The 14,571-nt window shown below is 62.2% G+C and carries 12 protein-coding genes; 11 read left to right on the forward strand and 1 reads right to left on the reverse strand.

Annotated elements, in window-relative coordinates:
* Nucleotides 1–150 precede the first annotated feature (150 nt).
* Nucleotides 151–1,047, reverse strand: a complete 897-nt coding sequence (locus tag ASD01_RS12395; RefSeq protein WP_034791737.1) for a LysR family transcriptional regulator — start codon at nucleotides 1,045–1,047, stop codon at nucleotides 151–153.
* Nucleotides 1,048–1,211: 164 nt separating this feature from the next.
* Here ASD01_RS12395 and ASD01_RS12400 point away from each other — a divergent pair, with 164 nt between their 5' ends.
* The 11 genes from ASD01_RS12400 (at nucleotide 1,212) to ASD01_RS12450 (ending at nucleotide 14,545) form a co-directional block, all read left to right on the forward strand.
* Nucleotides 1,212–2,603, forward strand: a complete 1,392-nt coding sequence (locus tag ASD01_RS12400) for a nucleobase:cation symporter-2 family protein (RefSeq protein WP_034791739.1) — start codon at nucleotides 1,212–1,214, stop codon at nucleotides 2,601–2,603.
* A gap of 61 nt (nucleotides 2,604–2,664) precedes the next feature.
* Nucleotides 2,665–3,528, forward strand: coding sequence for an FAD binding domain-containing protein (locus tag ASD01_RS12405; RefSeq protein ID WP_034791741.1), 864 nt, complete (start codon nucleotides 2,665–2,667; stop codon nucleotides 3,526–3,528).
* Entirely contained in the window at nucleotides 3,525–4,007 is a 483-nt protein-coding gene (locus tag ASD01_RS12410; RefSeq protein ID WP_034791743.1) for a (2Fe-2S)-binding protein, read from the forward strand. Before ASD01_RS12405 ends, ASD01_RS12410 begins: the two co-directional genes overlap by 4 nt.
* Nucleotides 4,004–6,310, forward strand: coding sequence for a xanthine dehydrogenase family protein molybdopterin-binding subunit (locus ASD01_RS12415; protein ID WP_060644061.1), 2,307 nt, complete (start codon nucleotides 4,004–4,006; stop codon nucleotides 6,308–6,310). Before ASD01_RS12410 ends, ASD01_RS12415 begins: the two co-directional genes overlap by 4 nt.
* A gap of 2 nt (nucleotides 6,311–6,312) precedes the next feature.
* A complete protein-coding gene (locus ASD01_RS12420) occupies nucleotides 6,313–7,443 on the forward strand; it encodes a CobW family GTP-binding protein (protein WP_060604847.1) in 1,131 nt (376 codons plus the stop codon).
* A 401-nt stretch (nucleotides 7,444–7,844) separates the two neighbouring features.
* Entirely contained in the window at nucleotides 7,845–8,768 is a 924-nt protein-coding gene (locus ASD01_RS12425) for an amidohydrolase family protein (protein ID WP_034791747.1), read from the forward strand.
* An 18-nt stretch (nucleotides 8,769–8,786) separates the two neighbouring features.
* Entirely contained in the window at nucleotides 8,787–9,731 is a 945-nt protein-coding gene (locus ASD01_RS12430) for an amidohydrolase family protein (RefSeq protein WP_034791749.1), read from the forward strand.
* A 60-nt stretch (nucleotides 9,732–9,791) separates the two neighbouring features.
* Entirely contained in the window at nucleotides 9,792–11,165 is a 1,374-nt protein-coding gene (locus tag ASD01_RS12435; protein WP_060644062.1) for a UbiD family decarboxylase, read from the forward strand.
* A gap of 4 nt (nucleotides 11,166–11,169) precedes the next feature.
* Complete coding sequence (locus ASD01_RS12440) at nucleotides 11,170–11,751, forward strand: UbiX family flavin prenyltransferase (RefSeq protein ID WP_060644063.1); 582 nt, start codon at nucleotides 11,170–11,172, stop codon at nucleotides 11,749–11,751.
* Between the two features lies 1 nt (nucleotide 11,752).
* Nucleotides 11,753–12,691: an XdhC family protein gene (locus ASD01_RS12445; RefSeq protein ID WP_060644064.1), complete on the forward strand. Its 939-nt coding sequence runs from the start codon at nucleotides 11,753–11,755 to the stop codon at nucleotides 12,689–12,691.
* Nucleotides 12,692–12,838: 147 nt separating this feature from the next.
* Nucleotides 12,839–14,545: an adenylate/guanylate cyclase domain-containing protein gene (locus ASD01_RS12450; protein ID WP_060644084.1), complete on the forward strand. Its 1,707-nt coding sequence runs from the start codon at nucleotides 12,839–12,841 to the stop codon at nucleotides 14,543–14,545.
* Nucleotides 14,546–14,571 lie beyond the last annotated feature (26 nt).

Consider the following 14,571-nt stretch of genomic DNA (forward strand, 5'->3'; position numbering starts at 1 on the left):
GGCCGGCCGAAAGCCCGCCGCGCGCAGCGAAGGCTGCGCCCTGCCTGCCCGCCGTTCCGCGGTCCAGCAGCGCGCCCAGATAACGCCGGAAAATGCGCGTGGTCAAACGCAAGGTCGCGTCTGAATACAAGACGTCTTTCCATGGAAACGTCAGTGCACGGATTTCAGCAGGAAGTCGCGAAACCGCCGGGCGGCCGGAGAGAGGGAGCGCGTGCGTTTCTGGATCAGGCTGACTTCGCGCTTGATGTGCGGCTCGGTCGGCGTGCGCACGACGAGGCCCATGGAGGTCGCAAGCCGTGTGACCGCCGATGTCATGATCGCGACGCCGAGCCCGCCTTCGACCATGCCGATAATCGTCAGCGGCAAGGCCACCTCCTGCATCGCCTTGTCGAAGGGCAGCACGATACCGTTGCGTGCCAGCTCGTTTTCGAGGCGGTCCCTGATCGGATTGCCGCGGTGCGGACCGATCAGCTTGCGGTCAACCAGGTCGGTCCAACGAATTTCACGCAGCCTGACCAGCGGGTCGTCCGGGTGAAGGACGATGAGGAATTCGTCGGTCGTCAGCCGGGTACCCATCAATTCGGTATCGTCCTCCGGCACGGTTCCGATCCCGAGGTCGACCGAGCTGTTGGTCACCTGTTCCAGGACGGCGATCTCCGCCACGTCATGGAGAGCGACGGTAATATCGGGGTAGAGCCGGGTGAAGGCGTTGACGAGCTGCGGCAGCATCAAAGCCGCCTGCACGGTGCCCGCTGCAATCGAGACCTTGCCACGTCTCAGCGCATTCAACTCGCGCGAGCTCTCCACCATGCCATCGATGTCGGCGACGGCACGTGCGGCAACCGGCAAGATGTCCATGCCGGCCTGCGTAAGCCGTAGAAGACGCGTATGCCTGTCGAAGAGACGCAGCTTCAAATTCTGCTCCAGCTGCCGAACCAGCGTGCTCACCGCCGACTGCGAGGAGCCGAGCCTGTCGGCGGCGAGGGTGAACTGCCCCAGATTGGCTACGGTGACGAAGGCTCGAAGCTGTTTCAGCGTGATGTCCATGCCGGTCCATTCATTCAATTACTATATGAATAAATATGATTGTGCCGATTGTTTGCTGATTTGGCCAGCCGCATGATCCGCTTTGTACGGCGTGCGGTGACCACATCATGAGGCCGAAGTTGCCCTCCCACCGCGCCGGAAGCTGTTCGCTGGGAGGAAAGCGAATGCATAAATCCGATACGACTGATCCTGTCGAAAAAACCTACCCGATCCCAAGTTTGATGGCCCTTGGCCTACAGCATGTTCTCGTCATGTATGCCGGAGCGGTCGCCGTGCCGCTCATTGTCGGCAGCGCACTTCAATTGCCCAAGGAACAGATTGCGATGCTCGTCAGCGCGGATCTCTTCTGTTGTGGCATCGTCACCCTCATCCAGGCGCTCGGCATCTGGAACATCGGCATTCGCCTGCCGATCATGATGGGGATTTCGTTCACCGCCGTACCCTCGATTATCGCGACGGGCACCAATCCCGATCTCGGCATGCCGGGCGTCATCGGCGCGGTCATCGGCTCCGGGGTGTTCACGATCCTGGTCGCGCCGTTCTTCGGCCGCTGGGTACGGTTCTTCCCGCCTGTTGTCACCGGCACGGTGATGCTGGTGATCGGCCTTTCGCTGATGCGCGTCGGGGTAAACTGGGCGGCAGGCGGCCAGCCGATGATCAAGGGTCCGGACGGCATGATCCCGAACCCGGCCTACGGCGCGCCGTTCGCGCTCGCCGTGGCTGCCATCGTGCTCATGTCGATCCTGCTTCTCACCCGCGTTCTCAAGGGCTTCATGGCCAATCTTGCGGTCCTGATCGGGATCGGGATCGGCTTCGTGGTCGCGATCGCTGCCGGCAAGGTGGATTTCCACGGCGTTGCCGAGGCCGACTGGGTGCGCATCATTCACCCGCTCGCCTTCGGATGGCCGATCTTCGAGTTCTGGTCGATCCTGTCGCTCTGTGCGGTCATGACCGTCATGATGATCGAATCGACCGGCCAGTTCCTGGCTGTCGGCGACATGGCCGGACGCAAGATCACCGAGGCAGAACTGACCCGGGGTTTGAGAACCGACGGTGTCGGTAACATTATCGGCGGCCTGCTCAACACCTTCACCTATACGACCTATGCGCAGAACGTCGGACTGCTGCAGATCACCGGCGTGCTCAGCCGCTTCGTGGTGGCAGCGGGCGGCGCCATCCTGATCCTGCTCGGCTCGCTGCCGAAGGTTGCCTTCGTCAGCGCATCGATCCCGAGCTATGTCGTCGGCGGTGCGGCAATCGTGATGTTTGGCATGGTGTCGGCGACGGGGGTGAAGATCCTGTCGAAGGTGGATTTCGTGGCCAATCGCCGCAATCTCTACATCGTCGCCGTCAGCGTCGGCCTCGCCATGGTGCCGGTCGTTGCCGAAAACATCTTCGATCAGCTGCCGGCGGCGATCGAGAAGTTCCTGCACAGCGGCGTGCTCGTCGGCACCTTTGCGGCGGCACTGCTCAACATTCTCTTCAACGGCGTTCCGGCGAAAGAGCCGGAGGAGGCCGAACTCGTGGACGGAGCGCCGGCTGCCGACCCTGCCTAGAGAACAACACCATTAGTCCGGCGGCCGCGCGCCGCCGGAGCCCCAACCCCAAGAGGATTCCATGAGACGCTTCGACTATCATCGGGCGGAAACGCTGGAGCATGCCTCCCGTCTTCTCACCGAGCTCGGCGACGACACATTCCTGTTCAACGGAGGCACGGACCTTTTGGTCGAGATCCGCGAACGGCTGCGCCGCGTGCGCAACGTCGTCGACATCAAGCAGATCCCTGGTTTGTCCGACATCACCTATGACGAGACGCGCGGACTGACCTTCGGTGCGCTGGTGACCGTCGGACGGCTGGAGAACCTGTCGCTGGTGCGCCAGCGATATCCGAACCTGCGTTCAGCACTCGCCTCGCTCGGCTCCATCCAGGTGCGCAACCGCGCGACCGTCGTTGGCAATATCTGTCGCGCCTCACCGTCGGCCGATACCATTCCGCCCTTGGTGGCGGACGGCGCCTTCGTGCACATCTACAGCCGCACCAACATGCGTGTGGTGCCGATCTGCGAGTTCTTCACCGGTCCCGGCAGGACCGTTCTCGCCAAGGGCGAAATCGTTACCGGCATCACCGTGCCGCCGGCGGGTGACAATACCGGCAAGGCCTATCTCAAGCACGGCCGTCGAAAGGCGATGGAGCTGTCCACCGTCGGCGTCGCCGTCAGCCTGGCGATGGACGATGGCGTCTGCAGCGACATCCGCATCGCGCTCGGTGCGGTCGGCGCCACTGTGCTGCGCGCGCCGCAAGCCGAAGCCATGCTGCGTGGCACGAGGCTCGATGCTGAGACGGTCAGGAGTGCTGCCGACAGGGCGATGGAGGAATGCACGCCGATCAGCAACGTGCGCGCCAGCGCAGACTACCGCCGCGACATGGTCGGCGTCCTGACCGGTCGCGCCATCAAACAGGCATTGGAGACTTTCGCATGAAACGGATGGTCGAATTCACCGTGAATGGCGAGGCGCGCGAGATGGCCGTCGATGGCTGCTGCTCCCTGCTCGATGCGCTGCGCGACGAGGTCGGCCTCACTGGCACCAAGAAGGGCTGCGATGTCGGCGACTGCGGCGCCTGCACCGTGCTCGTCGATGGCGAGCCGGTCAACGCCTGCCTGATGCTTGCCGTGGAAGCCGAAGGCCGTGCGGTCGAGACGGTCGAAGGGCTCCAGCCGGGTGTCGATCGACTGCATCCGCTGCAGGATGCCTTCATGCGGCACGGCGCCTCGCAATGCGGCTTCTGCACGCCCGGCATCCTGATGATGGCGAAGAAGCTCATCGACGACAATCCGCACCCGACTGACGAAGACATCCGCTTCGGGCTCTCCGGCAACATCTGCCGCTGCACGGGATACACCAAGATATTCGACGCGATCAAATCGGCCGCGCGCGAGATGGAGGCTGCAAGACCATGAACATGACCACCCCCATTGAACAGCGCGAGTTCAAGATCGTCGGCAAGAGCGTCAAGCGCGACGACGTGCTCGAAAAGGTCACGGGCGAGGCGCAGTATACCGGCGATATCAAGCTGCCCGGAATGCTGCACGGCAAGATCAAGCGCGCGGCGATCGCCCATGCGCGCATCAAGTCGATCGACGTCAGCAAGGCGCTCGCCTATCCGGGCGTCAAGGCTGTGCTGACCCACGAGACCGTGCCACGCGTGCTGCACTATGGGTCGCCGCATCCACGCTCGGCCTCCTGCACCAAGGACCAGTACATTCTCGACGACAAGGTGCGGTTCTGGGGCGAGGGCGTAGCCGCCGTCGCCGCCATCAGCGAAGAGATCGCCGACGAGGCGCTCGACCTGATCGAGGTGGAATACGAACCTTTGCCGGCCGTCTTCGAGCCGGAGGACGCCGCGCAGCCAGGCGCACCACTGATCCACGACGTTGGGCCGGGCGGCAATCTTGTGCTCGACCCGGTGCGCGTCAACCGCGGTGACATCGATAAGGGTTTTGCCGAGGCGGACTTCGTTCTCGAGGGCACATTTGCCGGCGGGCGGCCGCACCCGGCCTACATGGAGCCGAACGTCTGCATCGCCGACTGGGACGGTTCCAACAAGCTGACCTTCTGGACCTCGACCCAGACCTCTTTCATGGTGCGCGGCATCCTTGCAGAAGTGCTCGGCCTGCCGCTCACCAAGGTGCGCGTGCTCGTCGACCATATGGGCGGCGGCTTTGGGGCCAAGCAGGACCTGTTCCAGCACGAGTTTCTCTGTGCGCTTTTGGCGAAGGAAACCCGCCGGCCGGTGAAGATGGAGTTCACCCGCCATGAGACATTCGTGGCCGGTCGTTCCCGTCACCCTTGCCGGATCTGGCTGAAGCAGGGCTTCAAGAACGACGGCACGCTCGTCGCCCGCGACATGAAGCTGGTCTACGATTCCGGCGCCTACGGGTCCCATGGCCCGGGCGTGACCATCGTTGGAACCACCGCCGCTACCTCGCTCTATCGCTGCGAGAACGTGCGGCTGGAGGGGCGGTGCGTCTACACCAACACCCCGATCAACGGCGCCTTCCGCGGCTACGGCGTGGTGCAGAGCTACTATGCGCTCGACATCCAGATGGACGAAGCGGCCGAACGGCTCGGCATGGATCCGGCCGAACTGAAGCTGAAGAACGTGGTGCGCGCCGGCGACATCGCGCCATCAGGCCATCCGATCCTCGGCCACGGGCTTGAAATCTGCCTCAAGCACGGCATCGACGTGCTCGACTGGAAGGCGCTTTGGAACCGCGACCGGGCTCCAGATCCGAAGCGCCCGCACATCCGCAAAGGGTGGGGCATCGGCTGCGAGATGCACGGCTCGTCTGCCTATCCCGGCATCAAGGAACAGGGCAACGCCACGGTGAAGGTCAACGAGGACGGCACGGTGACGCTGCTGACTGGCGCTGCCGGACTTGGCACCGGAGCCCATACGGCGCTGGCGCAGATCGTTGCCGAAGAGCTCGGGGTCCGCTTCGAGGACGTCGGCGTCATCCATGGCGACACGGACGTGGTTCCATGGGACATTGGGGCCTTTGCCAGCCACACGACCTATCTGGTCGGCACGGCCGCCAAGATGGCGGCCGGAAAGGTCCGCGCCGCCGTGCTCGCCAGGGCAGCGATGAAACTTCAGGTCTCGCCCGACGAGATCGACCTTTCCGAAGGCAAGGTCTTCCTCATTGCCGAGCCAGATCGCTCTATGACGGTGTCGGAGGCCATGGGGCCCTCACGTGGCATTCCTGCCGCCAATATCGTTGCCAACGGCACTTACGAGCCGACGAAATCCTACTCCTTCGCCGCACATTTCACCGAGGTGGACGTCGACACGGAAACGGGCATCGTCGAGGTCAAGCGCGTCGTGCCTGTGCACGACGTTGGACGCGTCATCCACCCGATCGCGGCGCAAGGCCAGATCGAGGGCGGCATCCAGCAGGGCATCGGCCACACGCTGACCGAGGACTACGTCATCGACAAGAAGACCGGGCGCTCACTCAATGCGGGCCTGGTCGACTACAAGATGCCGCTGTCGATGGACATGCCCGACATCGAGACGATCATCCTCGAGTCAGCGCCCGACCCGGGTGGTCCCTGGGGCGCCAAGGGTGTGGGCGAAGATCCCATCATCGCCATCGGCCCTTCCATCGCCAATGCCATCCACGACGCCATCGGCGTTCGCTTCCACCACTATCCGATCACACCGGAAGACATCCTGAAAGCCTTGAGGGAGAAGGGCGCATGAACATGCATATCGAACCTGCGAGCCAGCAGAAACTCCCGATCACGATCCTCACCGGTTTCCTCGGATCAGGAAAGACGACACTGCTCAACTACATTCTCACCGAGCGTCACGGTCACCGTATCGCGGTGATCGAGAACGAATACGGCGAAGTGGACGTCGACAGCGACCTGGTGCTCGCCTCAGACGAGGAAATCTTCCAGATGCAGAACGGCTGCATCTGCTGCTTCGTCGACGTGCGCAACGACCTGATCGACGTGATGAAGAAGCTCCTGAGCCACAAGGACAAGTTCGATCACATCATCGTCGAGACCTCGGGTCTTGCCGACCCGACGCCGGTCGCCACCGCCTTCTTCGTCGACCGTAGCGTGGCCGACGAGGTGGAGCTCGACGCCGTCGTCACGCTGGTGGACGCAATGCACATCGACCAGCATCTCTACGATCCGGTGCTCGACGGCAGCGACAACCAGGCGGTCAACCAGATCGTCGCGGCCGACCGCATCCTCGTCAACAAGATAGACCTTGCCGGGGAGGATGCCCTCGGTTCGCTGGAAACATCTCTGCGCAGGCTGAACCAGACAGCACCCATCCTGAGGTCCAGCTACGGCAAGGTGGATCTCTCCAACATTCTCGGTGTCAAGGGCTTCCGGCCGTCCTATGTGCGAGAGCGGGCGGAAATTCTCGACATCGACATGGATGACGATCGCGATGCCGAGCACCATCATCACCATGATTGCAAGGAGCCGTGTTGCGACCATGCGCATCACGACCATGGGCACCACCATCATCATGACCATGGACGCGCGCACGCGACCCCCCTTCGGCCGCACCAGCATGACGCGACGGTGAAATCCCACTCCTTCGTCTATCCCGAAGCCTTCGACGGCGAGAAGCTTGCAGGTTTCCTCAAGGGCTACCTCGGCGAGCACGGCGACGACATTTTCCGCACAAAGGGCATCGTTTCCGTTGCCGGAGACGACCGCTTCTTCGTGCTTCAGGCCGTGCACAAGCTCGTCGATTTCCGCCCGGACCACGCCTGGGGCGAAGACAAACGGAAGTCGAAGTTCGTGTTCATCGGCCGCAATCTCGACCGCGAAAGTATCGACAGAAACTTGCGTGCATGCCTGGTGCCTTAGCAGCGAATCTCCACGCCGGACGGCGCTTGCGTAAGCCTTTCTGTCTGAGCCGCCCGCGCCCCTCCAGCGCGGGCGGTTGCTGCTGCTTTCACTGACAAAAATCGTTTTAAAAACAATTGTTTAGCTCATTTTTTGAGTTGACAAGAATCGCGCGAAGTGGTTCCTTTGAAGGCGAGTAGAAGCACCGACAATTGCTCACCGTCTGTTGGAAGATGAGGCTGCGATGTCGATGCTGATCACCAAAGGAACACCCGGTTGCCCCGCCCTGGGAGCTTATGCGCCGGCCTGTTCCCTCCGTCTTCGGCATTTCCTGAGATCGCGGATCCAGGCCTGGCTTTGGCCGGCATGGCGTTCATCGCGCGGCCCCGCATCGACCGGACCCTCTACGACAGGAGAAACCTATGATTATTGACCTGAGCTGCTATCCCACCGATCTGGTGGACCTGGCTTGGCGACACGACGGACCGCCGTTCACCGGCGACAAGCTGCTGAAGATGATGGATGGCCCCTACTATGTGAACGGCAAGCCGCGCCGGATCGACAAGGCCTTCATTCAGCCGCCGCAAGGCAACACCATCTACACCCACGAGGTGATGGATCTCGAGGGCAAGGCCGCCATCCGCCAGTACATGGCCTACACGGAAAAGATGGTGACCGAGCACCCCGACCGCTTCCTCGGCTGCTTCGTCTACAACCCGCGCTACGGCACCCAGAACGGCGCCGAAGAGATCGAACGCTACGCCAAGGAGTTCGATTTCAAGATGGTGCAGCTGCAGGCGAACATGCACGCCTACCGCCCGGACCGCGCGCTCGACTGGCTGCGACCGGCACTGAAGAAGTGCGCGGATCTCGGCCTGATGGTGAAGGTGCATACCGGTGACGGACCGTACTCGATCCCGACGGAGTTCTATCCGATCATCCGCGAGTTTCCGGAGGTCAACTTCATCCTGGCGCATTTCGGCGTTCAGACCGGCGGCGTCTACGTGTTTGAGCCGATGCAGATGGCACTCGACACACCGAGTGTCTACGTGGAATCCGGCTGGTGCCTGCAGTCGCGCATCGTCGAATTCGCCAAGGTTCTGCCCAAGCACAAGATCCTCTTCGGCTCGGATACGCCGCCGAACGAACCGGGCATGTGGATCAACCTCCTGGAGGTTCTCTGCCACGAGCCGCCGCAGGGCCTGAACCTCGATGAGGATACGCTCGAAGATTACCTCGGCAACAACGTCGCCCGGATGATCGGGCTGGAAGCGACGAAGCCACCGGCCACCGTCGAGGAAGCCGAGGCGTATCTGCGCCAGCACGGCGTCGCCCTTGCCGCGTAAATTTGAACGGAGTGAACAATGATCATTGATACCCATCTTCACCCGACCAACCTCGTCGACGAGGCGTGGCGTCACACGGGCGAGCCCTTCACCGGCGAGCGCATGCTCAAGCTGATGGACGGTCCCTACATGATCAACGGCAAGCCGCGCCGGATCGACATGGGCTTCATCCAGCCGCCGCCGGGCAACACCGGCTACCGCGACGGCAACCGCAAGGGTCGCGACGGCATTCGCGACTACATGGCCTATTGCGCCGAGCTTTGCCAGAAGTACCCGGACCGCTTTATCGGCAACTTCAACTACAACCCGCGCTGGGGACCTGAAAACGGCGCTGCGGAGCTGGAATTCCACGTCAAGGAATACGGTTTCAAGATGTTGAAGCTGCACGCCAACATGCACGGTTATCGCCCCGACCGCGCGCTTGATTGGCTGCGCCCGGCGATGAAGAAGTGTGCCGAACTCGGCGTCGTCGTGCTCATCCACACGGGCGACGGCCCGTACACCATCCCGACGATGTTTTATCCGATCATTCGCGAGTTCCCGATGGTGAACTTCATCATCGGTCACTTCGGCATCCAGACCGGCGGCAACTATTCGTTCGAGTCCTTCTGGATGGCGATGGATACCCCGAACGTCTATTGCGAGTCCGGCTGGTGCTTCCAGTCGCGCATCGTGGAGTTCGCCCAGCAGTTGCCGAAGAACAAGATCGTCTTCGGCACGGACAGCCCGCCGAACGATCCGGGCATGTGGCTGCGCGAACTGGAAGTGCTCTGCAAGGATCCGCCGCACGGCATCAACCTCTCCGAGGACGATCTCGAAGGCTATCTCGGCAACAACATCGCCAAGCTCGTCGGCATCGATCCGTCGCCGCCGCCGCGCGACCTGAGGGACGCTCAGGCGCGTCTGAAGGATAGCTATGCCGGTGTCGACCGGGCCACGGGCAAGCACAAGGAATTTGCCTGAGTAAAGACGACGGCGCCCATTCCGGGCGCCGTCACCCCCCAGTCGCGTCGAGGCTAAGATATGACCCAGTACCACAAGCAAGATGTCCGCAGCTTCCTCGCCGACTACAGGGCGGAGCACCCCGAAGATGTCATCACCATCGACCAGCCGGTCTTAGACGATCAGGATGCGACAGCGCTGATCTGGAACCTGGCTGAGCGGGGGCGACATCCCATGCTGCACCTGAAGGATGTCAGCGGCGTCGGCAGCGAGGTCCTCTGCAACATCTTTGCCTCACGCGATCGTATCGCCCGTCTGCTCGGTTCGACCGCCGACAGGTTGCACGAGGCCTACCAGGCGCGCGCCAACCGGCCGTTCACGCCGGAAGTCCTGAAGGAAGGTCCGATCACCGAGGAGATCGTCTCGGGTGATGCCGTCGATCTCAACGCGTTGCCGATGCTCAAGCACTTCGACACGGACCGGGCGAAATACATCACCAGCGGCATCATCATCGGCGAGCATCCCGAAACCGGCGTCGGCAATCTCAGCTACCACCGCGCGATGATCCATTCGAACAATTCGCTCGCCACCTCGCTGCATTCGCGTGGCCATCTCTGGCGGCTGATGAACATGGCCAAGGAGAAGGGCAGGCCGATGCCGGTCGCGATGGTCATCGGCGGCCATCCGCTCTTCATGATCGCAGCCTCTGCCCGACTTGCCTTCGGTGAAGATGAACGCGATGTCGCCGGCGGCCTGATGGGCGAGCCGCTTCAGGTGGTGCGGACGCCAAAGTACGGCATTCGTGTTCCCGCCCATGCCGAGATCGTGCTCGAAGGCGTGCTGGATCCCGAGGCGCATGTGGAGGAGGGGCCGTTCGGCGAGTTCACAGGCTATTCCTCCGACCGCTCGACCAACAACCTTTTCACCGTCGAAACCGTCATGCGCCGGCGCAATGCCATCCTCGTCAGCGTCGCCGGCGGCAATTCGGCCGAACACCTCAATCTCGGCCGCGTGCCGCGCGAGGCCGAGGTGGTGGAGAAGCTGAAGGCGCGCTTTCCCTCGATCACCGCGGTACACTACCCCTCGTCGGGCACGCATTTTCACGCCTACATCGCCATGAACCAGACGCGTGAGGGGGAGGCGCGGCAGGTCATGCTCGGACTTCTCGGCTGGGACCAGTACCTGAAAACCGTGGTCGTGGTGGACGCGGATGTCGATATTACCCGCGACAGTGAGGTGCTCTGGGCGCTAGCCACTCATTTCCAGCCGCACAAGGACGTCGTCATCATCGAAGGCCTGCCAGGCAATGCGCTCGACCCCTCCGCCAGCGGCATCGGCACGACCTCGCGGATGGGGCTCGATGCGACGCGCGGCCCGAATTTCCATGGCGTGCGCGCCCGCATCAGCGACGAGGCCTGCGCGCGCGCCGCAGCACTCCTGAAAAGCGCGGGATAGGGCGATGACGCATCCAAGACGCATGATCGTTGGCATTTCGGGCGCGTCGGGCGTGGTCTACGGCAAGCGCATCCTCGAACTGCTGCGTGACCTCGAGATCGAGACACATCTGATCATATCGCGTGCGGCCTGCATCACGCTTGCGGCCGAGGCGACGTTTTCCAGACAGGACCTCGAAGCGTTGGCGACGACCACCCATTCCAACAAGGATATCGGCGCCGTCTGTTCCTCTGGCTCCTACAAGACGCTCGGCATGATCGTCGCCCCCTGTTCGGTCAAGACGCTGGCCGAGATCGCCACGGGCACGACGGACAACCTCATTTCCCGTGCGGCCGACGTGGTGCTGAAAGAACGTCGTCGCCTCGTCCTGATGCTCAGAGAAACGCCGCTTCATCTCGGCCATATCCGTAACATGGCGCATGTGACCGAGATGGGCGGCATCATCTATCCGCCTGTCCCAGCCTTTTACGCGAAACCTCAGTGCATCGAAGACATGGTCGACCACACCGTCGGCCGCGTGCTCGATCTCTTTGATCTCGATCCGGGTATCGTGCGCCGCTGGCGGGGAACGCAGGGAGTGGAGTGAGATGACGATCCGCATCGCCGCCGATCCGGAAACGCTTTCGCCAGAACCGCGCGCTGCCTTCCTGTCGGACGATGCAATCGAAGTACTGTCTTTCGCCGCTCGATCGCTCGAAGAGGGGCAGTCAACGGCCCTCATCACGCTCGTCGAAATTCGTGGCGGCGCTGCGCGCGCCCTCGGCGCGCAAATGGTCGTGCGCAGTGACGGTCTCTATTGCGGTTTCGTCTCCGGTGGTTGCACCGAAGCGGCCGTGGCCGCCGAAACCATCACCGCTCTTGGAAAGGGCCTTGATCGCACGCTTCGACTTGGCGAAGGGTCCCCGTTTTTTGATATTGTCCTGCCCTGTGGCGGCGGCATTACCCTTGCGATCCATGTATTGGCCGACGCGGCCGTCTTGCGCCAGGCGCTTTCCACCCTCCAACGTCGCTCGCCGGTGGGTCTACGCTATCATCCTGGCAAGCGCGCCCTTTCGCTGCAGCACGGCAGCGAGGCAAGCGGCTGGTACGGCGAGAGTTTTGTGCGCGCCTACCGGCCGAGGCCGCGGATCATTCTCGCCGGCACTCCGCTCGAGATCGATGCGGTTGCCCGCGTTGCTGTTGCGGCCGGCTACGAGACAGTTGTGCTCGAGCGCGGGCAAGTGCCTTCGCCTGACGAACTAGACGGCGACACCGCCGTCGCGCTCCTCTTCCACGATGTTGATCGCGAGTTGCCGCTGCTCGATGTGGCGCTGACGTCGAATGCGTTCTACATCGGCGCCCTTGGCAGCCGCCGGACCCATGCGAAACGCTGCCAGCTCCTGCGTGATTGCGGGGGAGATGAGCGTCTGCTTTCTCGCATCAAGGCGCCGATCGGCCTTTTCGACAAGGCGAGGGATGCACGTTCACTCGCAGTCTCGGTCGTGGCCGATATCGCACACGCGCGCCTGCGGCTCGACTGGATGTAGGTCTCCCATCCGAAGACAAAGGGCGCCGATAAAGTCGCTCAATCCTCGATGGAGGCGGAGGTCGCCTGGCATTACCTCTTGCGACTTGTTGACTCACTCGCGGTTGAACAATACCTTGCGAGCTCGGTCGTTAGGCTTGTCCTCAACATGACGGATCAATCTCTTCAGCGTCGCCTTGCCGCCATCGTCGTTGCCGATGTGGTGGGATATTCACGCCTGATGGAGGCTGATGAAGTCGCAACGCTGGCGGACCTCAGGAAACTCCGTTCTGGCGTTATCGAGCCGGCTGTGATGCGTTACACGGGTCGCATCTTCAAGGTCATGGGCGACGGATTTTTAATCGAATTCGGTAGCGCGGTGGACGCGGTCGCAGCAGCGTTGGAAATGCAACGGGCCACCACTGCTGTCGAAGCTGCCGGAGACCGGCGCCTGCTTTTGCGTGTAGGGGTCAATCTGGGAGATGTCATAGACGACGGTTCAGACGTTCTCGGCGACGGTGTCAATGTCGCGGCGCGCCTAGAGACGCTGGCCGCACCGGGAGGTATCTGCATTTCAGCCAAAGTTCACGGCGAGATCGTCGGCAAGATCGGCGACCGTTTCTTTGATGCAGGCGAACGCTACCTAAAGAACCTGGCTCGCCCGGTCCACGTGTGGCATTGGCCGGATGCGCTGCAGAGCATTTTGCCGCTGCCCGAATGTCCCTCGATCGCTGTATTGCCGTTCACGAATACGAGTGAGGATGAAGCGGACGCGCCTTTGGTCGACGGCTTGACCGAAGACCTGATCACCGACCTTTCCCGTACAGCTGGCCTGTTCGTCATCGCGCGCAATTCCGTGTACGGCTACAAGGGCAAGCCGGTTGACGTACGGCTCGTCGCCCAGGATCTCGGCGTGCGCTACGTCCTCGAGGGGAGCGCCAGACGCGCAATGGGCCGTGTCCGCATCAATGCACAATTGATCGACGCGCTTGGCGGCCAGCACTTGTGGGCCGACCGGTTTGACAGGACGGTGGAAGACGTTTTCGAATTACAGGATGAAGTTAACGCCAAGATTGTTGAAGCCCTCATCGGCCGACTGACCATCTCGACGCAGCGCAATCGGCCGAAGAATTTTGAGGCGTACGATCTGTGTGTGCGCGCCCGCCTGCTGACGGAAGAGTCGCCGCAAACTGCGCGTGAGGCTTATGTGTTGCTTCAGCGCGCGGTTGAGCTTGAGCCATCATATGCCGAGGCGCTCGGTCTGCTCGCCTATAATCGTTGGCTGGCCTGGACTCACTTCGGCGAGCCCGAAGATCCTAACCGTCAGATGGCGGTGACGCTCGCGCAGAAGGCCGTCGACCTGGACCCCAACGATGCCGGCAGCCGTTACGTTCTGGGGACTATTTTGGCTTATGAACGGCGATGGGAGGAATCAGAAGCCGCCTTCGCCAAGGCCCTGGATCTAGACCCCAACCACGCCGACACCTGGGCCGCCATGTCGGACATGTCCGTGCTGGACGGCAGGGTTGCCGACGGACTGGCACAGATTGAAAAAGCTCTGCGGCTCAATCCCTATCCAGCCTGCTGGTATCTTTGTCATCTTGGGCAGGCGCAATACGCCGCGCGTGACTATGAGGCGGCAACGGCTACACTGCGCAGGAAAGACACGTATCGTACCAACTCACGCAAATTCCTGGCTGCTACGCTTGCGCAATTGGGCCACCTTGAGGAGGCGCGGCGAGAAGCAGAATTGTTCCTGATCGCCCACCCTCATTTTACGATCGGCCATTGGCTCAACTCCCAGCCGCTGCGCGATGCATCTGTACGGGACCACTTTGCAGACGGCTTCCGAAAGGCTGGCCTACCGGAGATGTGACAGCGGGGAGTATGGGCAATCGGCCT

Origin of the sequence: Ensifer sp. Root423 (genome assembly GCF_001426275.1) — a bacterium.
GTDB lineage: Bacteria > Pseudomonadota > Alphaproteobacteria > Rhizobiales > Rhizobiaceae > Ensifer > Ensifer adhaerens.

Excerpts from the sequence above, each read along its gene's own strand:
- ASD01_RS12435 (WP_060644062.1), top strand. The coding sequence starts at position 9,792 with ATGACCCAGTACCACAAGCAAGATGTCCGCAGCTTCCTCGCCGACTAC.
- ASD01_RS12430 (WP_034791749.1), top strand. The coding sequence starts at position 8,787 with ATGATCATTGATACCCATCTTCACCCGACCAACCTCGTCGACGAGGCG.
- ASD01_RS12415 (WP_060644061.1), top strand. The coding sequence starts at position 4,004 with ATGAACATGACCACCCCCATTGAACAGCGCGAGTTCAAGATCGTCGGC.
- ASD01_RS12425 (WP_034791747.1), top strand. The coding sequence starts at position 7,845 with ATGATTATTGACCTGAGCTGCTATCCCACCGATCTGGTGGACCTGGCT.
- ASD01_RS12410 (WP_034791743.1), top strand. The coding sequence starts at position 3,525 with ATGAAACGGATGGTCGAATTCACCGTGAATGGCGAGGCGCGCGAGATG.
- ASD01_RS12420 (WP_060604847.1), top strand. The coding sequence starts at position 6,313 with ATGCATATCGAACCTGCGAGCCAGCAGAAACTCCCGATCACGATCCTC.
- ASD01_RS12450 (WP_060644084.1), top strand. The coding sequence starts at position 12,839 with ATGACGGATCAATCTCTTCAGCGTCGCCTTGCCGCCATCGTCGTTGCC.
- ASD01_RS12405 (WP_034791741.1), top strand. The coding sequence starts at position 2,665 with ATGAGACGCTTCGACTATCATCGGGCGGAAACGCTGGAGCATGCCTCC.
- ASD01_RS12400 (WP_034791739.1), top strand. The coding sequence starts at position 1,212 with ATGCATAAATCCGATACGACTGATCCTGTCGAAAAAACCTACCCGATC.
- ASD01_RS12440 (WP_060644063.1), top strand. The coding sequence starts at position 11,170 with ATGACGCATCCAAGACGCATGATCGTTGGCATTTCGGGCGCGTCGGGC.
- ASD01_RS12445 (WP_060644064.1), top strand. The coding sequence starts at position 11,753 with ATGACGATCCGCATCGCCGCCGATCCGGAAACGCTTTCGCCAGAACCG.
- ASD01_RS12395 (WP_034791737.1), bottom strand. The coding sequence starts at position 1,047 with ATGGACATCACGCTGAAACAGCTTCGAGCCTTCGTCACCGTAGCCAAT.